A 22,353-nucleotide genomic window follows, 5' to 3' on the forward strand; every position below is an offset into this window, starting at 1 on the left:
CTCCAGAAACGTGGGTGCCGCATATGCCATCCGGCACATCGAATATACCCCCGCTCCTCTGGATTGTCAATGTGCGCATCGTGCGACAGATCAGCGCACTTCGCCGGTCGGAGTACCTCCGGGGTCGAGCCCTTTCGACCGTGCGCTCCGGATGCGCTCCTCGCGCGCCGTCACCTTCTGCTCCATCCACGGGAACCTGAGCGGGGTTTCGCGTTGGACCGGCGGGATCCCGGCATTCAGGATCAGTGCCCGGCGGGGCCCCGACGACCTGTTCGGCCCGGTATGATGCAGCATGTACGGCCCGTGAAAGGTCGCCCCTCCTGCCGGGAGCGGGCAGGTGACAGCCCGGCGCGTCTGCCCCATTTCATCCGGGTGCAGTTCCAGCCCGTGAATGCGCGGATCATCATTGATGCTACGGTGGCGGAGGATATCCAACGTCTGGCTCCCCGGCACGAATTCCATGCAGCCATTCTCTTCCGTCGCTTCCTGCAGCGGCACCCAGATGCTGATCGCCGTATACCGGAGTTCCGGGTTCCAGTAAGCGGCATCCTGATGCCAGGGGGTCTCCGCGCCGCCGTCGGGGGGCTTGTTGATCGCGTGGGCGATCTCGCACACCGCCTCGGGTCCGAGCAGTTGCCGGGCCAGCATGGTGCAATTCTTCAGAAGGATCGACGTATTCATCTCCGGTGCATACTTCGCCGGATGGAGGATCTGGGGAAGAGCCGCAGCTTTCCCCTCCTCGTCCGTTCCCGCGAGATCGAATTGGTCGCCAACATCACGCCCTGCCTGACCGGCGAAGATCCGGTCATACGACCGCCGGAGAAAGGCCACATCGGTGTCGGTCGTCAACCGGGGGAGCGACAAATATCCTTCCCGGTGAAAGAACACGATCTGATCATCGGAGAGGAATGCCAGGTGTTCCATGGTTCGCGCCTTCGGGGTGTGTCTGGTTCGTATTGACTTTGGCGGTGTGACGGCGTATCTTTTCCCGCAGAGGTCTGCGGTGAAGAACGGGATTTGCCATCGCAACCCTCTGCACCACCCACGGATGGATCCGGAGAGGCGGTTGCCACGCTCATCAGAGTCGCCCTTGTAGAACGGCCCTGCGCGGCCTTCAGTTCCCGCCCCCTCCGGAAGTGTCCGTCCCCATCGCTGTTGGCCCAACCGACCGGGAGGCACCTATGAGATCCCTCTTTGCCGTTGTCATCGCTGCCGCGCTCATCGGGTGCGGCGGAAAGAAGGCGGAACCGGTGAGTTATTCCGCAAAGATCCAGCCGATCCTGACTCAACGCTGCGTGTCATGCCATGGAGCCGACCGGGCAGAAGGGAAGATCCTCCTGACATCCTACGATGCCATGATGGCATCTCGCATCTCCCCCGGGAAGAAGCCCCTCGTGATACCGGGGGACTATATGAAGAGCTGGTTGTACATACTGAGCTCGACCAACCAGGCGCACTACCGGATGCCACCCGATTCCTCACATCAGGGGCTCATCCCCAAAGACGAGGTCACCCTGATCGCCGAGTGGATCGCGCAGGGAGCCCTGAATAACTGACCCGGTCCCTGACCCGTGACGTGGCGGTCAAGGCGCCACGGGCCGGGGGGCTTCTTCCCCGCCATGCCCGCGGCCTGCCGCATCCCGCTTTCATCTTATCCCCGGGGTTCGTACGTTCATCCTACCCCATGAAAGGCAAACCCATGAACCGCACGCTGGTCGTTGTCGCTTCGTTCCTCGCTCTCCTGCTCATGTCCTGTGGCAAGCCGGTTCCACCCGAAGCGCGCAAAGCTCCGAAGACCTACACCGAGTTCGGCCAAACGCGCGTCGACGATTATTCCTGGATGAATGATGCATCCGATCCGGCCCTCGTCGAGCACCTGACAAAGGAAAATGCGTATACGGCGGCGATGCTGAAGCCAACAGAATCCCTGCAGAAGAAGATCTATGACGAGCTGGTGGGGCGCATCGACCCCGATCAGTCATCGTACCCGGTGATGCGCAACGGCTACTGGTACTACACGCGCTATGAGAAGGGACAACAGTACCCCTTCTATTGCAGGAAGAAGGGAGCCCCGGACGCGTCCGAAGAGGTGTTCCTGGATGTGCCGGCACTCGCGTCCGGCCATCAGATCTTCATGGTGCGCGGATACAGTGTCGATCCGGCGAACGCGCTCGTCGCCTACGGCACGGACACCACGGGCGACAGGCGATGTGTCCTGACCGTCCGCGATCTCGCCACGGACACGGTCCTTCCGGACGTGATCGTCAACACCAGCGGCAATTTTGAATGGTCCAATGACAGTCGTTCACTCTATTATGTGTTGAACGACCCGACGGTGCGCGCCTACAGGGTGATGCGCCACACCATGGGAACAGATCCTTCTGCCGACAAGGAGATCTACACCGAAGCGGATAGCACCTTCAGCGTCAGGCTCGGGGCATCGCGGGACCACACCTTCATCTTCATCGCATCCATGAACACGCTCTCCAGTGAATGGCGTGTGATCGCGGCGGACCGGCCCGACGCACCCCCGGTCCTGATCCAGAAGCGCCAGCCCGACATGCTGTACTCCGTTGTCGAGCATGCGGAAGGACTGCTCTTCATTCTGACCAACCGGGATGCGAAGAATTTCAAATTGGTGAATGCCCCGGTGATGTCCCCGGGCATGGCCACATGGAAGGATGTCCTTCCCCATCGCCCGGAGGCGTTGCTGGAGAACACCGAGATCCTGGCGCGCTCCATCGTCTCCCAGTACCGCGTCAACGGACTCACCACGATCGTCATCCGCGACCGGAAGTCGGGGACGGATGAAAACGTCCAGTTCTCCGAGCCGGCGTATGTTGCCGGCATGTATCTGGCGACCGACCTGTACGATCAGGACAGCATCCGCTACACCTACACGTCGCTCACCACACCGGGGTCCGAGTACCGCTATGACATCTCCACGAGAACTGCCACGTTGCTGAAACGCGACCGCGTGCCGGGGTTCGAGCCATCATTGTACACCACCCAGCGCCTCTGGGTCGATGGAGGAAATGGCGTCCGCGTTCCCGTGAGCATCGTGTTCCGTGCCGACCGCTTCAAGCATGACGGGAGCAACCCGCTCCTGTTGTACGCCTACGGATCCTATGGAGCGAATTCGGACCCGTACTTCACGTCATCGGTGGTCAGCCTGCTGGATCGCGGGTTCGTGTTCGGGATCGCGCACATCCGTGGCGGACAGGAGATGGGCCGGCATTGGTATGACGACGGGAAAGTGCTCACCAAGAAACATACGTTCGAAGATTTCGTCGCCTGCGCACAGTACCTGGTGAATGAACGCTACACGTCGGTCGACCGCCTGTTCGCCAATGGTGGAAGCGCGGGCGGGATGTTGATGGGTGCGGTGATCAACATGCGTCCGGACCTCTTCCGGGGAGTCATCGCGGATGTTCCATGGATGGATGTCATCACCGACATGGAGAACCCTGCCCTGCCCCTCACGACCCTCGAGTACGATGAATGGGGAGATCCTGCCAACCGCGAGCAGTATGAGTACCTGCGGACATGGTCGCCCTATGACAATGTGAAGACGGCGCGATATCCGGCCATCCTTGCCACGGGCGGATTGAACGACACGCAGGTCCCGGTCTTTTCGCCCGCCAAATGGGTGGCCAGGGTGCGGGAGCACAACACGGGCGACAACCCGATCCTCTTCAAAGTGAACATGGGTGCAGGCCACTCGGGCGAATCCGGCCGGTTCGAACGCCAGAAGCTCACGGCGCTCAAGTATGCATTCATGCTGCACCTGCTGGGCGTGAACGAGTGATGGCCGGCAGGATATCTTCCCTGCCTGCCCGTGCGGTCGCGCTCCTGCTGGTGTTCCTCTGCGCACGTGCGGCAGCGTCTGCGGCACCGGACACCACCGCCTTCCATGTCCTCCAACGCGCCGGGATCACCGGCACGCACACGGACTATCATGGCTACGACTGCTGCAACTTCACCTTTGAAGGGCGCGAGGCGAAGATCGTTGTGCCGAAACGCGCGGCCCCCGGGCACCCGTGGCTCTGGCGCGCAAGGTTCTGGGGACATGAACCGCAGGCAGAGCTTGTGTTGCTGGAGAAGGGATTTCATCTGGTGTACTGCGACGTCTCGGAACTATTCGGCAACGCAGAGGCCATCGGGATCTGGGACAGGTTCTCTGCAAAGCTCATAGCGGCGGGACTTTCGCGACGCGCAGCGCTCATGGGGTTCAGCCGGGGAGGGCTGTACGTGTATCTCTATGCGCTCGCCTTCCCCGACCGCGTCAGCTGCGTCTATGCCGATGCACCATCACTGGACTTCAAAAGCTGGCCCGGATACAAGGATGCGGGGAAAGGAAAACATCCGTTGTGGGAGTTGTTCAAGCAGGAATTCGGGCTGCGTACGGATGAGGAAGCGATCGCCTGGAGGGGCAACCCACTCGACCGCGCGGCGGAGATCGCCGCGGCCGGCTATCCGATGCTCCACATCTGCGGCGATGCCGATATGACGGTGCCCATCAGCGAGAACACCGATCCCTTCGAGATGAAGATCCTCGCGGCCGGCGGACGCATCACGGTGATCCGCAAGCCCGGCGTCGGGCATCATCCGCACAGCCTGATCGACCCCGCCCCGATCGTCGGGTTCATCCTGAAGGCAACAGCAGAGAGGCACTGAGACAGCGATCAGCCGACGTTCCGGAGGATGACGAATCCTGCTGCAACGATGAGGCCGGCACCGAGAAGCCGGACGCGCAGACGGTCATCGGCAAAGATCTTCCCCCCGAGGAGCGACGCATACAGTATCGACGTCCGCTTCACCGCAAGCACCAGCGCTACCGGCGCAAGCCGCGTGGCCTCAAGTTGTGCGTATCGATAGGCGATCGTTATCACGGCGATGACGAGGAACAGCGGAAGCTGTTGCTTCGTCTGGCGGACGACCTCTCCCGCAGGGACGTTCCGTATCACCAGCATACCTCCGAACAACACACAGAAGACCACGTGCTGGTAGACAAGCACGAGGCGCGGGTCGGTCCTGTGCGTACTCACGAGCATCTTGTCGGCGACAGACGACACGGCAAAGAGCACCAACGCCAGAATGATCAGCCGGCGCTCGGTCAGGATCGTCCGCACCCGCTCCACCCACGACCCCCTCCGGTCCGGCGTCCACTCCAGAAGATAGAGACCCGTCATCATCATGCCAAGCCCCAACCACTCGGTGATCGCCATCGTCTCCCCGATCAGGAGGAACGACAGGACCGCCGTGACGGCCGGTGTCAGTCCCATGAGCGGCAGGACCGTGCTGATCTGTCCCCTTTCCAGCGACATCATCACGCAGAGAAATGCAGTGCCGCCGATAAGGCTTTTGCCCACCAGGAGCGCGAGCACGCCGGGGGGCACGGCAAGCACGTCCACGCCGGTGAGGAACACGGCGGAGAAGACCATGATGAAGAATGACAGGACGAAAGCGAACGGCAGGGCCCGGGTCTGCAGGAGGCTCTTCTTCTGCAGCACGGCTGCGCCGGCAGAGAGCAACGCGGAGATCGTAGCAAGCAGGAACCAGGGCATTGCGGGAATGGTCCTCAGAAGGTGACGGATGCTGCGATGACCAGGTTCCTGCCCGGCTCAGAGCGGACCACCCCGCGGAGCGTCGACAGGTGGAGGCGATAGTCGCGGTCGAAGATGTTCCGCACTCCGGCCCGCAGGGCGAACGAGGTACCTGCGATCTCCAACGGAGCGGCCGCAAGATCGGCATCGAGGACCACATAGCCGGGCGTGGCGGTCTCATCGCCCCCGGGCGTCCCCTGCCGCGCCGCCCAGGCAGCGGTCAGCGTGATGCTGCCTGCACCCGGCAGAGTCCCACCGAGCATCACCGTTCCGCTCCACGGCGGTATCTGCGGCAGCGCCGTATGATGCACGAGGTCCTCTCCCCGCACGGAGGCGAGCGTTACCGCCACCGTCCCCCAACGCACGGGCCTCTGCTCAAGACTCACTTCATAGCCATAGAGGCGCGCCCTGCCGATGTTCGCCCGGATGTACGCGCGCCGTCCTTCGAACGTCCCGGGAAGTTCCGCGACCATGTCCGTGAGGCCGTTCAGGAAACAATCCGCCTGTGCACGCAACCCGGCTCCGGTGAAGCGGACCCCGGTATTCACGCTGACGCTCTGTTCTGCGTGAAGGTCGGGGTTTCCGAGCCGGACGTACGTCCCGAGGTCGATGAAGTCATAGCGCTCCTCAAGCGATGGTGAACGGAACGCCGTGGCACACAACGCTGTCACATCCACCCCCGCGAAGGGGCTATAGACGACTCCTGCATTCGCACTCCATGAGGCATCACGGGCGGAGCGCGCGCCCCACAGCATCCGGCTTCCCGGCGCAGGGTCTTGCTTCACACCGGCGCTGATGACGTATTCCGGCGACCAGACCTCATCGTTCTGCACACGGATCCAGTCGTGCCGGGCACCGAATGTTGCGGTCACATGGTCCGGATCGATCTCCCATTCCCCCTGGGCGAACACTCCTGCACTCAGGAATCGCGACATCGGCAAGGGGCGTTCACCGGTGATGACGCCGGCAAGTACTTGCCTCCGTTCCCGCCAGCTCTCGAGCGCACGTTGCCAGACCTCTGCTCCCGCGGTCACGAGGAGGTGCGCTGCGGGAAGCAGCCGGACTTCGGTCTGCGCACTTTTCGTGGTATGAACGGCATGCGGTGTCAGGGTGAGCGCCGGCGACTGGATGATCTCGACGTTCCGTGCGATCTGCTGATGTGCAGCGCGGAAGGTAAGGAGCGGAAGAAAAGACGAGACGTTCGCTGCGCGGTACTCCACGGCCAGGAGTTCTCGTCGCGCGAGCGTATAGGTCGCACGCGCTGGCGCGGCGATGGCAGCTCCCCCCGGGATGCCTGCATCCTCACCCTGCACACGCTGATAGTTCACGAAGAGCGCATGGCCCGCGAAGAGTTCGACACCGAGGGCACCGCTGAGGCTGAAATCCGTATACCCCGAATTCTCCAGCGGTCCGCCGGGTGTACGGGTATTGCGTGCGATGCGGCGGCCGCCGCTGAGGCGGGCGGCGACGGGTCCGGCTCCTCCTTCGAGCGCAAGGTACTGTCCGGCAGCACCATTCACCGAAGCGACATCGGCGATGTACTGGCCACCGAGCTGCGGGTGGTCCGTGAACGCCGGCCGTTTCGAGATGAAGTGTACGCTGCCACCAAGAGCGCCCGTACCATCGAGGCTCGATGCCGGGCCTTTGACGACCTCAACACGTTCGAGGTCATGCAAAGCGATCAGGGACAGCGGGCCGGCAAGATCGGTGGACGTTTCGATACGTGCGTCATCGACCATCGTCACGACGCCCGTGCGCCCCATGCCACGGACACTCAATGATGTCTCCCACGACCCATCGCGCGCGAGCGCGATGCCCGGGACCATGGCGAGCGCATCGGGGACGGTTGGCATTGCCGGCCTGGACATTTCCGCGGCACCGGGCACGGCAACGGGGAACGGTGTGGAGGCCTGCGACCCGGACACACGGGTTGATCGGACCACGACCTCTTCCGCCTGGACCGTACCGCGGGTAAGCGAGATATGGACCGGCATGGGCGCATCACGCGGCACGAGAATGCTCCGCTCCACCATCACGTACGCGACGTGGCGCACCGTGAGTGTATAGCGTCCGGCGCGTGGCAACGGTATCACAAAGCTGCCCGTACTATCCGATGCGGTCATGCGGCCGGTCTCCCGGACGACGAGGTGCGCACCCGCCACGGGGAGTCCCGTCTCGCCATCGGTGAGGCGGCCGGAGAGCACGAGTGCTTCCGCATCTGCAGATCGCACGATGCCACGTACGGCAACGAGGAGGAATGCACAGAGCGCTATGCTGTGGATCCGTTTCACTCTTCCGCGGCCCCGTCTGCGACGCGCGATTCAACGAGCCGGCGTGTCAGGATGGCGAGGCTTTGCGTGAAGAGCGCGTTCTCGACGCTCATGCCCTGCCGTGTTCTCAGATGTGTGTGAGAGAAATTCCAGATCCCCATCACGCCCGCCGCGGCGATCATATCGGCAACGTCCTGTGCGTCATCCGCCGGAACAGCGATCACACCGATATCGATCTTGTGCTCGCGCGCGAACTCGGGGAAATAGGAGAGATGGAAGATCGGGACGTTGTTGACGAGGATGTTCGAACGGTCGGGCTGTGTCTCGAATGCGCCAATGAAGCGCAGGCCGTGATCCTCGCGCCATGGATAATTGAGGAGGGCGCTCCCGAGGTTGCCCATGCCGAAGAGGACGGCCTTGCTTTCGAGCGACCAGCCGAGGAACTCTCTGATCGCCCGTTCCATCTCATCGACTTCGAACCCGGTTCTGGGGCGTCCGACGAGTCCGGCAAGCTGGAGGTCTTTGCGGACCTGAATGGGCTTGAACTCCAGGAGTTCGGCTAACAGATTACTGGAAATTCTGTGAATTTCGCGGTGTTTCAGCCCCAGAAGGATATGATGGTACGTGGACAATCTGCGGATTACCGGGGCCGGGGCCTTCTTCTTTCCATTTTTCATGGGGTCCACAGTTGTATTGATAATTTAATATCGGTATAATTGTATCGATAGTGTTTTACCGAATCGCTCCAATATACGAATTGTGGGGGCATGAGGTCAACCACTTCCCCCGCAAAATATCCGATCCGATCTTTTACCCGTTCTTTGCCCTGGCGCCACACAGCGTCTCTACTCTGGATATACCTGTAGTATATGAAAGACTGAGGAGCACAGCACACCGGCGGTGTTTCCGTGCCAGATGGACGATCTTCATTCGTGGTTGAAGTACGGCGATCAGCAGCTGATCGAGCAGCACAGCATTCCCCTGTAGCGTCCCCGCGGTATGCTCCGCGGGCGGCGCGCTCCATCCCGCTCCCCCTCCAGAGGTGAGTCCCAGGCAGCTCCACGTTCGTTTCCATCATGGGAGTCGTGTTTCCCGTGATGTCACACGCATTCGTTGTCCGCGAACACGCTGCACATGTCAAACAGGAGCCATCATCATGGACGCACCAGAAACAGTATCCCGGGAACTGCAGGAGATCGATGCGGTCATCACGAAGAACCGGGGCCGTCACGGAGAACTACTGAGCATCCTCGAAGAATCGCAGGTCCTGAACGAGCGCCAGTATCTTTCCGAGGAGGTCCTGAATCACATCGCCATGCGCACCGGTGTCCCCCTTTCCCGTATCTATAACGTCGTCACGTTCTACTCGTTCTTCAACCTGCACCCGCAGGGGAAGCACAAGATCACCGTGTGCCGTGGGACCGCATGCCACACCAAAGGGTCGAAGGCATTGTTGAGCGACATCGGCCTGATCCTCAACTGCACCAGGGGCATGGAGGACGCCGAAGCGGACTATACCACGCCTGACGGGCAGTTCACGATCTCCACCGTCGCGTGTTTCGGCCAATGCGCGATGGCACCCGTCGTCGCCATTGACGGCGTGATCCACAGCAACGTCACGGCAGCCACCCTCCAGAAACTTGTCAGCAAGATCACCAAGCGGAGGGCAAAGTAATGAAGATCCGTGATGGTGCAGCACTCGAACGCGTCGCCCGGATCGGCCGGGCAAAGGTCCTGCCGGACGTACCGAAGATCTCCGTCGGCGCCGGCACCTGCGGTATCGGCATGGGCGCACATGATGTCTACGAGGCCCTGGTGCACGCCGTGAAGGCACACCGGGTGAAGATCGAGGTGAACAAGGTGGGCTGCTTCGGCTTCTGTGCCGAGGAAGTGCTCGTGAATTGCTACATCCCGGGCCAGCCCCTGGTCGTCCTCCACCGCGTCACCCCGAAGGACGCCGAAGGCATCGTGGAAGGGATCATGCGCGGGATGACGCCGCTGAAGAAAGCACTCTGCAAGATCGAGAACTGGGATTTCTTCACGACCCAGGTCGCGTTCGGCACAGGGCTCGGCAGCGTGCCAGCCTGGAACGAGGTTCCGTTCTTCAAAGGGCAGAAGAAGATCGTCCTCCGCGAGGCCGGGCTCATCGACCCCGAGGACATCGAGGAATACATCGGCGTCGGAGGGTACAGCGCATTGCACAAGGCGCTCACGCACATGACTCCCGACACCGTGCTCGAGGAGGTGCAGAAGTCGAAACTCCGCGGGCGCGGTGGTGCAGGGTTCCCCACCGCCGTGAAGTGGGAGATGATGAAGAAGGTCAGTACGGACAAGAAGTACATCATCTGCAATGCGGATGAGGGCGATCCGGGCGCGTACATGAACCGGAACGAGATCGAGAGCGATCCGCATGCATTGATCGAAGGCATGGCGCTCGGCGCGTATGTGATGGGGGCATCCGAGGGCATCATGTACGTCCGCGCGGAGTACCCTCTCGCCGTCCAGCGCTTCAAGAAGGCCGTTGCAGATGCACGCGAGCGCGGATTGCTCGGCAAGAACATCTTCGGCTCGACATTCAGTTTCGATCTTTCGTACGTGGAAGGTGCCGGCGCGTTCGTGTGTGGTGAAGAGACCGCCCTCATCGCCTCCATCGAAGGGCGTGCGGGCCGTCCCATCCCCCGCCCGCCGTATCCGGCCCAGAAAGGGCTCTGGGGTAAGCCGACGAACATCAACAACGTCGAGACCTGGATCAACGTCCCGGTGATCATCACCATCGGCGGCGACGAATTCGCCAAATTCGGCACGCCGACGAGCACGGGGACGAAGGTCTTCTCGCTTGTCGGCAAGGTGAAGAACACGGGACTCGTGGAACTTCCGCTCGGCACGCCCCTCGCCACGATCATCTACCAGATGGGCGAAGGCACGGGCAACAAGAAGAAGGTGCGCGCGGTGCAGACCGGCGGGCCCTCCGGCGGCTGCGTGCCGGTGGAGCACTTCAACACCCCGGTCGACTACGAATCGCTGAACAAGCTCGGCACGATCATGGGATCGGGCGGCATGGTGGTGATGGACCAGGACAACTGCATGGTGGATGTCGCGAGATACTTTGTGGAGGTCACGTACTCGGAATCCTGTGGCAAATGTACCCCCTGTCGTGAGGGGCTTGCCCAGGCGCTTGCGATCCTGAACAAGATCACCCGCGGTGAAGCCACCATGGACGACCTGGACACGCTCGAGCGGCTTGCGTACGTCATCCGCGATGCATCCCTCTGCGGACTCGGACAGACGAGTTCGAACCCTGTCCTGAGCACACTCCGGTACTTCCGTGATGAGTACGAGAAGCACATCATTCAGAAGCGGTGCAAGGCCGGCGTGTGCGAAAACCTGTTCATGGCGCTCTGCGAGAACAGCTGTCCGCTGCACATGAACATCCCCGGCTATCTGCAACTCCTGAAAGAGGAACGCATCGAGGAGGCGTTCGAGTTGACCCTGCGCGACAATCCGCTGCCGGGCACTGTCGGCCGCATCTGTTACTTCCATTGTATGATGCGCTGCCGCAGGGACATGCTGGATGAGCCTGTGTCGCAAGGCGAGATCCACCGCTATCTGGCGGATACGATGTACAAGATGGGCAAGGAGAAAGAGATCTACCAGCGGCTGATCCGCGAGAAACTCTCCCCCACCGGCAAGAAGATCGCCATCATCGGTGCCGGCCCGGCCGGACTCACCGCGGCGTATTTCCTCGTCCGGCTCGGGCACGAGGTCTCGGTGTACGACAGCCACCCGAAAGCGGGCGGCATCCTGCAGTACGGCATCCCGGCCTACCGGCTCCCCAAGGACGGCTTGAACAAGGAACTCGAGCTGTTCAAGAAACTCGGCGTGAAGTTCGTGTTCAACACCCGTATCGGGACGGATATCTCGATGAAATCGCTCCAGAAGGCGAACGACATCATCTTCATCGCGGTCGGTGCGCAGAAGGACGTGGAACTGGAAATCCCGGGCAGGACCCTGAAGGGGGTCATGCAGGGGTACGAATTCCTCGAGGAGTTCGCCCTCGGCAAGAAACTCCCGATCGGCAAGCGCGTCGTGGTCGTCGGCGCCGGCAACGTCGCCATCGATGCGGCACGGTCGTGCCTGCGCCTCGGCGCCGACGTCACGGTGGTGTACCGCCGCGACAGGGATGAGATGCCCGCGAACGAGCACGAGATCAAGGACGCGATGGATGAGAACATCAGGTTCCTGTTCATGTCGGCCCCCCACCGGATCATCGGCGATGTGAAGGGCCGCGTCACAGGACTGGAAGTGCGGAAGATGAAGTTCGATGGGCTTGACGCCACCGGCCGGAAGCGTCCCGTGGAAACGGGCGAGACCACGATCGTGGAGTGCTCCACCGTCATTCTTGCGATCGGCGAGAAGGTGGAATTCGAGGCGGGCAAGGAGATCGCGCTCGAACTCCGGAAGAACGGCACCATCCGAGCCCATCAACCGGCGTACCAGACCAACGTCGCAAAGGTCTATGCCGGCGGCGATGCGGTGACGGGCCCCGCCACCGTTTCCGAGGCGATGGGTATCGCCCGCAGTGCCGCCGAAGCGATCGACTTCCAACTGATGAAGGAGCGGAGATTCCACCGGTTGTTCCGCGACTTCAAATACAGGGACGAGATCATCACTGAACCGGATATTGCGAAGAAGGTGGCGCCCAAGAAGCTCGCCGTGAAGGAGCGCATCGCCAGCTTCCAGGAAGTGCTGGCCGGCTATTCGGGCGAACAGGCCATGCAGGAAGCGGTACGCTGCCTGCGGTGTGATGTGAAATGCCAGGAAGTGGAGGAAGAATGACCATGGAAACGACAATGATCAACGCCCGTATCAACGGCACCGAATGCCGGGTTCCTCAAGGGATGACCATCCTCGACGCCTGCAAGGTGGCGGGGTTCCGGGTTCCCACCCTCTGCTTCATGGCCGATGTCGCGAAGAATGCCTCATGCGGCGTGTGCCTGGTGGAAGTGAAGGGGGCCCGATCGCTTGTCCGGGCCTGTACGGCATGCGTGTTCGACGGCATCGAGATCATCACCAACTCCGCCCGGATCCGCGATGCCCGCAAGACCAACGTGGAGCTGTTGCTGGCGAACCATCCCAAGGACTGCCTGTCGTGTATCCGCAACCAGAACTGTGAGTTGCAGAGGATCTCGGCGGAACTCGGTGTGGTGCACAGTAGGTTCGTGCAGACCCGCAAGCAGATGCCGCAGGATGTCAGTTCACCGTCGCTGGTGCGTGATCCGAACAAGTGCATCCTGTGCGGGCGGTGCATCGCGGTCTGCAGCACCGTGCAGACCGTGCATGCCATCGGGCTCTCCCAGCGCGGGATCCGGACGCGGGTGTCCACCTATATGGAGAAGGGACTGGGCAATGTTGCCTGCACCAACTGCGGGCAGTGTGCGCTGGTCTGTCCCACGGCCGCGATCGTGGAGCGGGACGATACCGATGCGGTCTTCGAAGAATTGATGGACCCCGAGAAGATCGTGGTGGTGCAGACCGCACCTGCGATCCGCGTCGGCATCGGCGAAGCCATGGGCATGGGTGCCGGAGCGCTGGTGACGGGACAGATGGTCGCGGGATTGCGGCGGCTGGGATTCGCCAAGGTGTTCGACACCCAGTTCACCGCGGACCTGACGATCATGGAAGAGGCGCATGAACTGCTGCACCGCATCACGACGAAAGGCCCGTTGCCCATGGTGACCTCCTGTTCGCCGGGGTGGACCAAGTTCGCCGAGCATTTCTTCCCGGAGGCGCTCCCCCATCTCTCCACCTGCAAGTCGCCGCAGCAGATGTTCGGCGCCATTGCCAAGACGTACTATGCGAACAAGATGGGGATCGATCCACGGAAGATGGTCGTCGTCTCGGTCATGCCGTGCACGGCAAAAAAGTATGAGGCGCGGCGTCCCGAGATGATGAGCGCATTCGAGCATTGGAAGGACAAGCGCGCGTGGTCAGGGGCCGACGCATTCTACGACGTCGACTATGTGCTGACCACGCGAGAACTCGCCCGGATGTTCCAGGAGTCCGGTGTCCAGTTCGCAACATTGCCTTCGGAAGAGTTCGACCATCCGCTCGGAGAGTCCACGGGCGCTGCGGTGATCTTCGGCGCGACCGGCGGGGTGATGGAAGCGGCCTTGCGCACGGCGTATGAGGTGGTGACCGGGGATGCCCTGAAGGACCTGAACTTCACCGCGGTGCGTGGGATGGAGGGCATCCGTGAGGCAGAAGTGGATCTGAAAGGGACGCGGCTGAAGGTGGCCGTTGCGCACACGCTGGGAAATGCCCGTAAGTTGCTCGAGCAGATCCAGCGCGGCGAGTCGCCGTACGCCTTCATAGAGGTGATGAGCTGTCCGGGCGGCTGCCTGGGTGGCGGCGGACAGCCGATCCCGACCACGTGGGAGACGAGGCGGAAGCGGGCGGAATCGATCTACGCAGAGGACCTCGGCAAGCAGATCCGGAAGTCGCATGAGAACCCGGCGGTGGCGGCATTGTATAAAGAGGTGCTCAAGGCGCCACTGGGTGAGCTTTCCCACCACCTCCTGCACACACACTACGAAAAGCGCGGGGTGTTCGTGTGGAAGAATGGTGGGAACGGGAATGGTCACGGCAACGACCCCGGCCAGAAGGAGAAGATCCTTCACGGCACAAAATAGCCGGTCTCGCTCCATCGATCGGTGACAGGAATGACGGCCATCCCGTTGGCACTGCGGGGTGGCCGTTGTTTGTTGTGCACCCGGATCACGCCGGGGATATCTCCGTCCCACGCTTCCCGCGGAGTGCCCATGCAAGCAGCAGAACAGCAGCGAGGACTCCTGTACAAGCACCCAGACCAAGCGCGACTGCCGGTCCCGATGCACTCCACAGGATGCCGGCAAGAAGGGATGCCGGAAAGAGTCCGATCCCGACGATCATCGCGTGAAGGCCGATCGCCGATGCGCGGAGCTCCGGTGGGGCGAGTTCCGCGATGACCGCCTTCTCGACACCATCGGTTGCCGCGCTGTAAAGACCATACACGATGAACAACACCCAGGGGATCCAGTCCTTTCCGGTTTCGCCGGCGAAAGCAAAGCCCGCATAGACCACCGCGTACAGGAGATACCCTGCGGCCACGACCCACCGCCGGCCGATCCGGTCGGACCAGCGCCCCACGGGATAGGAAAGCCCTGCGTATGCGAGGTTGTACACCAGATAGAGGAGGATGATCGTCGCGGGGGAATACCCGAAGTCCGCCGCCCGCAAGAGCAAGAACGTATTCGAAGAATTTCCTAACGTGAACAGTAGCGCAACACCGAGGAACCGCTTGAGCGCAGGGGGAAGCGTATGCCACGACGCGAGAGTGACCGGCTTCCGGAGGGTTGTGCTCTGCCGGGGTTCGGTAACGAAGAAGAGCAGCACGACCCCGAGGACTGCGGGAACCACCGACCAGAGGATGACCGAAGCATAGTCACCCGGCTTCATCGTGAGAAACCACCATGCGAGGATCACGCCGAGCGCAGCCCCGATGGTGTCCATGGCCCGGTGGAGGCCGAACGCTTTGCCGATCTCACCTTTCACTGCGCTCTCGGCGATGAGCGCGTCACGAGGGGCTGTCCGGATCCCCTTCCCTATCCGGTCCAGGAGGCGACCGCCAAAGACCACCGTCCAGCTTCCTGCCAGATACAGGACACCCTTTCCGACCGCCGAGGTGCCATAGCCGATGATCGCAAAGGCCCTTTTCTTTCGGAGGCGGTCAGACGCCATCCCCGAGATGAGCTTCAAGATGCTCGCAGTGCTCTCGGCGATGCCCTCGATCAATCCCAGCACGGCGGGCCCGGCCCCGAGCGTGGCGGTCAGGAAGAACGGTATGAGCGGATAGACCATCTCCGAGGAGATGTCGGTCAGCAACGATGTAAGGCCGAGTATGAAGATCGTTCGCATAGAGTCTCGAAGCGGTCAACACTTCGCCATCCTCACCGTGCATCCTCTTATGGATCTTCCTGCCGGCGCGAACGGACACCACAGAGCTGGTACCGAGCGAAGCATAGGGCACAACGACAGAGGCTCCCGGAACGTCCCGGGAGCCTCTGTCGAACCCTTAATGCGATGTACCCGCCGGCACACGCAACTTGCCGCCGGCATCCTGGATCACTCTCCTTTTCCACTCCACGCTGTACCCCGGCTGCACGACCTTCGGATTCACCTGTCCGGTCACCCTGGACTTCACGTTCCCATCCATGTATTTCACGAACAGGGTCCGATAGAGTTCCTTCCACGCGGTGAACGTGGCCTGGCCCCGGGCAACAGAAAAATCGGTCAGAAATTGCACGGCAGCACTCTTGCTCGTTTTCGTGAGCTCAAGCGCCGCCTTGTCGATGGCCGGGACCAGCGCCATGTACTTCTGCTCGAGTTCCGCCTGCCGTGTGCGGACATCCGCACTGATAAGGTTGAACCGCGTGTACGAGAGGTTCGCCACCTGATTGAACACCCAGAACGCGGCGCTGTCGGAGTATTCCATCATGGCGCCATTACCAACCTCAAATGCATGTGGCACTGCGGTCATGCTGCAGTACATCGGCGTGTACACCGTATGATAGATATCATCCACCCCGAACCAGAGGATGCCGCCAATGTGATCCGGCAGCCACGACCGGCCCTGGGCGACGAAGGAAAAGCCGGTCTGCTGAGTCGCGATAGCACGTTCGTTCAGGTACTGCAGCGAATCCACCGTCCACGTCAGCGGGCGCCAGCGGTAGGGGCAACCGAATGGCCCCGCGCCGGCATCTTTGCTCATGTCGAATTCCGTCCCCTGGTAGTAATCACGCATCAATTCCATGACATCGTGCACGTCCACCTTCCGGTCGGGGGTGATCCACAGCGGCATCCGGTTGGCGAGATCCGTACCGCGTGCGTACTCCAGATACCTGTCCATTCCGGCCGCAACCCTGTTGAACACCGCCCACACCCGGGCTTCGCAGAAGCGCGCCGCTTCGAAGTCGAGCGGCGCATACGTGTCGGAGAAACTGAACTCCGCATCCTTCCCCGAGAAGAAGCCACGCTCACGGGCGACGGAGATGACATCTGGCGCGTACAGGCAATTCAGTGTGTCCTTCAGCGGGAAGGTCGTGATACGTGCATGATTCGCGTGTCCGGAGATGCTGCCGTCCGGTATCCGGCGCGCGACCCACACAGCGCCGGTCTTGCCCGGCCCCTTGCCTATCATCTCCAGGATCCAGACCTCGCGGGCATCGCTGATGGAGAACGACTCCCCGGAACTCCCGTAGCCGTACTGCGCAACGAGCGTGGTCATCACATGGATGGCCTCGCGCGCAGAGCGTGAACGCTGGAGAGCGATGTACATGAGGCTGCCGTAATCAATGACCCCGGTGGAGTCCGCAAGTTCGGGCCGGCCTCCGAAAGTGGTCTCGCCGATGGAGACCTGATACTCATTCATATTGCCGACCACCGCGTAGGTGTGCGCGGCCTGCGGGATCCGTCCACGAAACGTTCCGCCGTCCCAATCCACGATATCCAGTATCGTACCAGCGGCGTAGGTCGCCGCCGGATGGAAGTACAGCTCGCCGTACAAGGTGTGTGAATCAGCGGCATAGGTGATCATCGTACTCCCGTCCTTTGATGCACCCTTCGTGACGAGAATATTGGTACAGGCACGTGCATCAGGCGTGGCAACGCACAACGCAAGAGCAGTGATCGCGGCCATCGTGCTGCGTCGAAGCATACCGGAGTTCCTTGATGGAAGAGGAGATCGTTGTAGGTGATTGGAATATAGGGATTTGGCAGGCAAGGAACAACGCAGCGCGCCGGAGGTGATGTGCATCACAGGCCGTTTGACAATCCCGCAACCGTCGCGTACCTTCTGTATGCAGGTATCCGGACATCCCGGTCTTCGGGATTCGATCGATCCATCCACCTGCACACACAGACCGCGCTACGTGCACGTCATCACCGTTGGCTCGCAGGGGGGAGTCATGAGAACATTCAAGACCATAGGGGTGGTCATCCTTCTCGCCGCAGGATTCACCATCACCGCAGCTGGCACCCGCCTGACTGTCCGCTCGACGACGAACCATGACCTGATCATCAGCGTCGACCCGGTCCTGCATCAACGCTTCGGTATATCCTACCCGATCACGTACATCATCACCTACGGCGCCGGGCACGACGACCTTCAGGCATATGTCCGGCACGACTCCACTTCAGGGTGGACACTTCTTCCCGCAAAGGATCCGGACGACCACTTCAATGGCATCGATGCGGTCCGATTCGATGAAGCGACGCATACCGCGTACGTTTCCACAACGTTCTCTGCCTCGAGTGACGACATCCATATCCGCATCAGCGAACAGGGCGGAGAAGGGGTCCCGACGGCATTCGCCGGAGTTGCGCGCTACTATGATAACCGCGACGCCGCTGTCGTCGTCTCGACCGACGATTGGAAGGATTACACGGATTCGATGTTCACGCGGGTGGCATCCATCCTCCGTTCCTATCACCTCCCCTATACGACCGCTGTCATCACCGGAGAGACCACGGAGAGCACATGGGCCCATATCCAGGCAGAATTGGACGCCGGAGGTGCCGAAGCTGCATCCCACACCCGCACGCATAGCCGCTGGCCATACGAGGACATTGAAAACCAGGTTGCGGGGTCGAGGCTCGACCTGCTCGATAACCTGACCATGCCCGCGCAGTTCCGCAAAGGGGAAACAGAGTACGTGTACAGTTTCCTTGTTCCCTTCGGGGAAACAAGTGCGGAGATCGAGACAACGGTGACCCGCGCCGGGTACCTCAACTGCCGTGTGGTCAACTTCCAGAACGGCGACTTCACTCCGTGGGACACGCTGATGGAACGATTCCCGTATGATGGGACCACCATGGAAATGGGTTCGCCCTGGGGTTCCACCGATCCCGTCGAATTGAATGCGGCCTTCGATCAGCGCCTGTCGACGCACGGCATCTATCATCTCCTCCTCCATCCCTACACGCTTGTCCCCTCAGGAGAGATCTACAGCGAATTCTTCGCCGATCACCTCAGCCACATCAGTGATCGGAAGAATATCTGGTACACGACCTTCGGCCACCTCTATGTGTACCGGTTGATGGGCGATTCCACCGTGGGGATCACCCACTGGCCATCGGCCCCGCCGGTCATCACCACGAACCCGACGTCACAGTGGGCCGATGAAGGCTCAGATGTTCTGTTCAGATGCCTCGCCACCGGGAGCGAACCCCTGGCCTTTCAGTGGCAACGGGACGATGTCGATCTGGCCGGTGCGACGGCAAGCACGTTGACCCTGAGCAGCGTCATCCGGGCTGACAGCGGTGCCTCCTTCCGGTGCATCGTCCAGAATCCGTATGGCGCCGACACCAGTGCGCCGGCGATACTGAGCGTGATCCCCACCGGCTCGGGGAGCGGTATCGTGTCCGATGATTTCAATGCCGTCGGGCTGGACACATTGCTTTGGGATGTGGTGAACCCCCTGGACGATGCGACCATTGGCGTGACGGGAGGAGGGACCGACGATGCCCGCCTGGTGATCGCACTCCCCGCGGGAACGGCGCACGATCTCTGGGCCGGCACCAACAATGCGCCGCGGGTGATGCAGGCAACTGCAGATGGCGATCTCTCCATCGTTGTGAAATTCGACGGCGCCATGACCTCCTCGATCCAGACGCAGGGAGTGGTCTTCGAGGAGGACAGCGCGAACTTCATCCGGTTCGACCTGGTCTACGACGCACCGGACCTGGTGTTCTTTGCCGCCACATTCTCGGAAGGGGTCCCGACGGAACAGGCAAACGTCCCACTCACGCTACAGGCCCCCTCCTATCTCCGGGTTGGTCGGATCGGGGACACCTGGACGGGGATGTACTCCGCAGATGGGAGCACCTGGACCACGGCGACATCATTCACACATCCGATGCATGTCCGCCGCGTCGGCCCATGGGCGGGTAACGCCGGAGCGTCTGCGCCTGCATTCACCTCGCAGGTCGACTATTTCATGAATACGCATGCGCCGATCGTCGGCGAGGACGGAACGGACATCCTCACAGCGCCCAGCATCACGACCGACCCGTCAACGGTGACCGTCTATGAGGGTGGAGAGGCCTCATTTTCGGTTGAGGTTGCAGGTGCCGCACCGTTGTCGTACCGATGGCAGCGGAATGGTGTCGATACTCCCGGTGGGACCAGCACAACGTTCACCCTCTCAGGCGTGACCCGCGCCGACAGCGGCGCGCAGTTCCGGTGCATCGCGAGCAACGGGTTTGGCAGAGACACGAGCGCCACGGTCGTCCTTCATGTGATCAAGGAACCTTCACCACCCCCGTTCGTCCTCCTGGCGGTTCATCTCTTTCTGGAGGGTGCGATGGCCACAGACTCGATGCGAACAGATCTCTGCGACCATGGCCTCCTGCCCCATGCACAGCCGTTCTGCGCCATGGGTTACACGGATGCGGAGGGCGACTCGCTTGATGTGGCGCCACCGGCCGCGGTGGACTGGGTACTGGTGGAACTTCGTGGAGGGACGGCGGATTCGACCGTCCGGGCGCGGCATGCGGGGTTGGTCATGAGGAATGGAGCCGTCACTGAGATCGACGGCATATCGCCCCTGAGGTTTGAAGGACTGACGTCAGGGAACTACTACATCGTGGTCCGTCACAGGAACCACCTCCCCTCCATGTCGGCGGTCCCCATCGCAATGGACTCGGCGGCTGTGACCTACGACTTCCGTAGCGCAGCATCGCAGTCATACGGCGGTAGCGCCGTATCGCTCACATGCGGCAAATTCGCGATGATCGGGGGAAGTGTGGATCGAAATCGGGGCATCGGGGCGACCGATCTGGCCCGCGTGCGCCAGGCGATGCCGTCAGGCCCGGCGTACCTGGATGCCGACTGTAACATGGATGGGACGGTGACGGCATCTGATCTCTCGCTGACCCGCGGCAATATCGGCCGCGTGGCCGGCATCCCCTGAGAGGGATCCGCATTCACCTGTTCATTTCTCGCCTGCCGTGAAGACGGTCCAGGGATGTTCACCGCGGCTCCTCAGCAATCCGTCCATCCAGTCGAACTGAGGATGCAGTGCCAGGAACTGGCGGGCATCGAAGGGCGTCCCGCATGCCGAACCCCAGCGTGCGGCGAACTTCATCTCCCTGGCCATCCGCGTATCGACCACTTTCGCATCCACGGTCCCGGACGGATCGAAAGGTGCCGATGTCGGATCGGTGGTATCATACTCCCAATGCGCGCACAGCGATCGGCTCCCGAGCCGCTCCTGTTGAAGATAGGTATCGTAATGGTCCGACTCGAACGCCTTCCCGAGTGCGACGTCGATCTTTCCCCGGTTCTCCCGCATCAACTGCTTCCAGCGCACGCGGCGCGCCACATCGGAGACACGGATATCGGTCTCCCGGATGTCCGTTTCGAGGCGGAGGATCTGCCGGTTCTCGACGAGGTTCGACCCGACGTAGAATCCGTCTTTCGTTCGCTCGAAGCCGACATTCTTGAGTCCAAGTTCGAGCCGTGCGATCTCATTCGTCTTCACATCCCCGATCAGCCAGCCGTTCGCGTAGCCACCATTGTTGCCCTTCGTCATGATCGCACACCATTCGTCGATCGAAGATGCATACTGCGTCGCGAGGCGCATCCGGGCGAACTCCGGGACACCGGAAGGCTCGAACCCCGAAAACCCGCCGATCGTCGTTTCTGACCCGACAAGCCCGGCATCCGTGATGAAGAAATCGGTGCCGCTGTGGATCCAGCCCGGCACACCCTGCATCAGGATGCGGTGTCCTTTCGCAGGAACGATGTCGAGGATGATATTGCAGTCGGCCTCGACGTACCCCGACATCGTGTTGTGTCCGAGCACGATCCCCCCATCCTTCGTCCAACTCCCGGTCGCGATGAAACTACTGCAGCCCATCTTCGGTTTGTCAGGCGACCGCGCCCCGATCGAGTCCTTCACCTCAGGCCACCAGTACCCGGTGAGTTCGATATTGGCATTGTAGACGAGCATCTCGGCCTTGTCCGTCCGGACACCCGCAGCACGAAGGCCTTCTGCAATGCCCGCGATCTCCGCGAGCAGTTCCTGGTCGACCTTCCCATCCAGTATCCGGCCTCCTTCGGCCAGCAGCCATTCCCACGACATGCCACTTTCGTATTCCCACTGTCTGCGGACCTCATGCAGCGAGGAATCGATCTCGCGGGCAAGAAGATAGCCGTACTGGAACCCGCGCACCCGTGGTTCCCCTGCGATACGGAGATAGATCCAGCCGTCGCGGTCGTGCCGGTTCCCCTGCGCGACCCATTGTTCCTGTTCACGCGTGAGCTGGGGGACAGGGGCGGCAGATGCGGAGATCACTCCTGCGGCGAGGAGGATGAAGAACAGTCCGGCATGGCGGAAGAATGCCATAGGATTTCCATGATTGGTGGAGGATGCGGTCGT

Annotated in this window: 14 protein-coding genes; 7 read left to right on the plus strand and 7 right to left on the minus strand. The window is 61.5% G+C overall.

Annotation, left to right across the window (positions count from 1 at the left end; genetic code table 11):
- Positions 1 to 90: 90 nt before the first annotated feature.
- Complete coding sequence (locus IPI01_08420; protein MBK7257809.1) at positions 91 to 924, minus strand: phytanoyl-CoA dioxygenase family protein; 834 nt, start codon at positions 922 to 924, stop codon at positions 91 to 93.
- A 257-nt stretch (positions 925 to 1,181) separates the two neighbouring features.
- On the opposite strand from IPI01_08420, the gene IPI01_08425 reads away from it, so the two are divergent.
- The 3 genes from IPI01_08425 to IPI01_08435 all read left to right on the plus strand — a co-directional run bounded on the left by IPI01_08425 (position 1,182) and on the right by IPI01_08435 (position 4,677).
- Entirely contained in the window at positions 1,182 to 1,556 is a 375-nt protein-coding gene (locus tag IPI01_08425; GenBank protein ID MBK7257810.1) for a hypothetical protein, read from the plus strand.
- A gap of 143 nt (positions 1,557 to 1,699) precedes the next feature.
- Entirely contained in the window at positions 1,700 to 3,808 is a 2,109-nt protein-coding gene (locus IPI01_08430; GenBank protein MBK7257811.1) for a S9 family peptidase, read from the plus strand.
- A complete protein-coding gene (locus tag IPI01_08435; GenBank protein ID MBK7257812.1) occupies positions 3,808 to 4,677 on the plus strand; it encodes a prolyl oligopeptidase family serine peptidase in 870 nt (289 codons plus the stop codon). The genes IPI01_08430 and IPI01_08435 overlap by 1 nt, the downstream gene beginning before the upstream one ends.
- 8 nt (positions 4,678 to 4,685) lie before the next feature.
- Here IPI01_08435 and IPI01_08440 read toward each other — a convergent pair whose 3' ends face one another.
- From IPI01_08440 to IPI01_08450, 3 genes are read right to left on the minus strand one after another with little or no spacing between them, the layout of a single operon-like run.
- Positions 4,686 to 5,567 (minus strand): EamA family transporter, encoded by an 882-nt coding sequence (locus IPI01_08440; GenBank protein MBK7257813.1) that lies wholly within the window; start codon positions 5,565 to 5,567, stop codon positions 4,686 to 4,688.
- A 14-nt stretch (positions 5,568 to 5,581) separates the two neighbouring features.
- Positions 5,582 to 7,897 (minus strand): TonB-dependent receptor, encoded by a 2,316-nt coding sequence (locus IPI01_08445; protein ID MBK7257814.1) that lies wholly within the window; start codon positions 7,895 to 7,897, stop codon positions 5,582 to 5,584.
- Positions 7,894 to 8,553, minus strand: coding sequence for a redox-sensing transcriptional repressor Rex (locus tag IPI01_08450; GenBank protein MBK7257815.1), 660 nt, complete (start codon positions 8,551 to 8,553; stop codon positions 7,894 to 7,896). The genes IPI01_08445 and IPI01_08450 overlap by 4 nt, the downstream gene beginning before the upstream one ends.
- 479 nt (positions 8,554 to 9,032) lie before the next feature.
- Between IPI01_08450 and IPI01_08455 the strand changes: the two genes are divergently transcribed.
- From IPI01_08455 to IPI01_08465, 3 genes are read left to right on the plus strand one after another with little or no spacing between them, the layout of a single operon-like run.
- On the plus strand, positions 9,033 to 9,551 hold the full coding sequence (locus tag IPI01_08455) for an NAD(P)H-dependent oxidoreductase subunit E (GenBank protein ID MBK7257816.1): 519 nt from the start codon (positions 9,033 to 9,035) through the stop codon (positions 9,549 to 9,551).
- Positions 9,551 to 12,712 carry an FAD-dependent oxidoreductase gene (locus IPI01_08460; GenBank protein ID MBK7257817.1) on the plus strand — a complete coding sequence of 1,054 codons (3,162 nt, stop codon included), beginning with the start codon at positions 9,551 to 9,553 and terminating at the stop codon, positions 12,710 to 12,712. The genes IPI01_08455 and IPI01_08460 overlap by 1 nt, the downstream gene beginning before the upstream one ends.
- Before the next feature lie 2 nt (positions 12,713 to 12,714).
- Complete coding sequence (locus tag IPI01_08465) at positions 12,715 to 14,565, plus strand: iron hydrogenase small subunit (GenBank protein ID MBK7257818.1); 1,851 nt, start codon at positions 12,715 to 12,717, stop codon at positions 14,563 to 14,565.
- Positions 14,566 to 14,650: 85 nt separating this feature from the next.
- On the opposite strand, the gene IPI01_08470 is transcribed toward IPI01_08465, so the two are convergent.
- Together IPI01_08470 and IPI01_08475 are read right to left on the minus strand one after the other, a co-directional pair.
- The gene (locus tag IPI01_08470) at positions 14,651 to 15,829 is read right to left on the minus strand and encodes an MFS transporter (GenBank protein MBK7257819.1); all 1,179 of its coding nucleotides are present in this window, start codon (positions 15,827 to 15,829) and stop codon (positions 14,651 to 14,653) included.
- A 157-nt stretch (positions 15,830 to 15,986) separates the two neighbouring features.
- Positions 15,987 to 17,627 (minus strand): C69 family dipeptidase, encoded by a 1,641-nt coding sequence (locus IPI01_08475; GenBank protein MBK7257820.1) that lies wholly within the window; start codon positions 17,625 to 17,627, stop codon positions 15,987 to 15,989.
- Positions 17,628 to 17,877: 250 nt separating this feature from the next.
- On the opposite strand from IPI01_08475, the gene IPI01_08480 reads away from it, so the two are divergent.
- On the plus strand, positions 17,878 to 20,883 hold the full coding sequence (locus tag IPI01_08480; GenBank protein ID MBK7257821.1) for an immunoglobulin domain-containing protein: 3,006 nt from the start codon (positions 17,878 to 17,880) through the stop codon (positions 20,881 to 20,883).
- 21 nt (positions 20,884 to 20,904) lie between these two features.
- On the opposite strand, the gene IPI01_08485 is transcribed toward IPI01_08480, so the two are convergent.
- Positions 20,905 to 22,320, minus strand: coding sequence for a phospholipase (locus tag IPI01_08485; protein ID MBK7257822.1), 1,416 nt, complete (start codon positions 22,318 to 22,320; stop codon positions 20,905 to 20,907).
- Between the last annotated feature and the right edge of the window lie 33 nt (positions 22,321 to 22,353).

Source organism: Ignavibacteriota bacterium, from assembly GCA_016707525.1.
Taxonomy (GTDB): domain Bacteria; phylum Bacteroidota; class Ignavibacteria; order UBA10030; family UBA6906; genus JAGDMK01.

What these genes read in the sequence shown, in the direction of transcription:
- IPI01_08460 (MBK7257817.1), top strand. Translation starts at nt 9,551, where the DNA reads ATGAAGATCCGTGATGGTGCAGCACTCGAACGCGTCGCCCGGATCGGC.
- IPI01_08470 (MBK7257819.1), bottom strand. Translation starts at nt 15,829, where the DNA reads ATGCGAACGATCTTCATACTCGGCCTTACATCGTTGCTGACCGACATC.
- IPI01_08485 (MBK7257822.1), bottom strand. Translation starts at nt 22,320, where the DNA reads ATGGCATTCTTCCGCCATGCCGGACTGTTCTTCATCCTCCTCGCCGCA.
- IPI01_08425 (MBK7257810.1), top strand. Translation starts at nt 1,182, where the DNA reads ATGAGATCCCTCTTTGCCGTTGTCATCGCTGCCGCGCTCATCGGGTGC.
- IPI01_08465 (MBK7257818.1), top strand. Translation starts at nt 12,715, where the DNA reads ATGGAAACGACAATGATCAACGCCCGTATCAACGGCACCGAATGCCGG.
- IPI01_08455 (MBK7257816.1), top strand. Translation starts at nt 9,033, where the DNA reads ATGGACGCACCAGAAACAGTATCCCGGGAACTGCAGGAGATCGATGCG.
- IPI01_08430 (MBK7257811.1), top strand. Translation starts at nt 1,700, where the DNA reads ATGAACCGCACGCTGGTCGTTGTCGCTTCGTTCCTCGCTCTCCTGCTC.
- IPI01_08450 (MBK7257815.1), bottom strand. Translation starts at nt 8,553, where the DNA reads ATGAAAAATGGAAAGAAGAAGGCCCCGGCCCCGGTAATCCGCAGATTG.
- IPI01_08440 (MBK7257813.1), bottom strand. Translation starts at nt 5,567, where the DNA reads ATGCCCTGGTTCCTGCTTGCTACGATCTCCGCGTTGCTCTCTGCCGGC.
- IPI01_08475 (MBK7257820.1), bottom strand. Translation starts at nt 17,627, where the DNA reads ATGCTTCGACGCAGCACGATGGCCGCGATCACTGCTCTTGCGTTGTGC.
- IPI01_08420 (MBK7257809.1), bottom strand. Translation starts at nt 924, where the DNA reads ATGGAACACCTGGCATTCCTCTCCGATGATCAGATCGTGTTCTTTCAC.
- IPI01_08480 (MBK7257821.1), top strand. Translation starts at nt 17,878, where the DNA reads ATGAGAACATTCAAGACCATAGGGGTGGTCATCCTTCTCGCCGCAGGA.
- IPI01_08435 (MBK7257812.1), top strand. Translation starts at nt 3,808, where the DNA reads ATGGCCGGCAGGATATCTTCCCTGCCTGCCCGTGCGGTCGCGCTCCTG.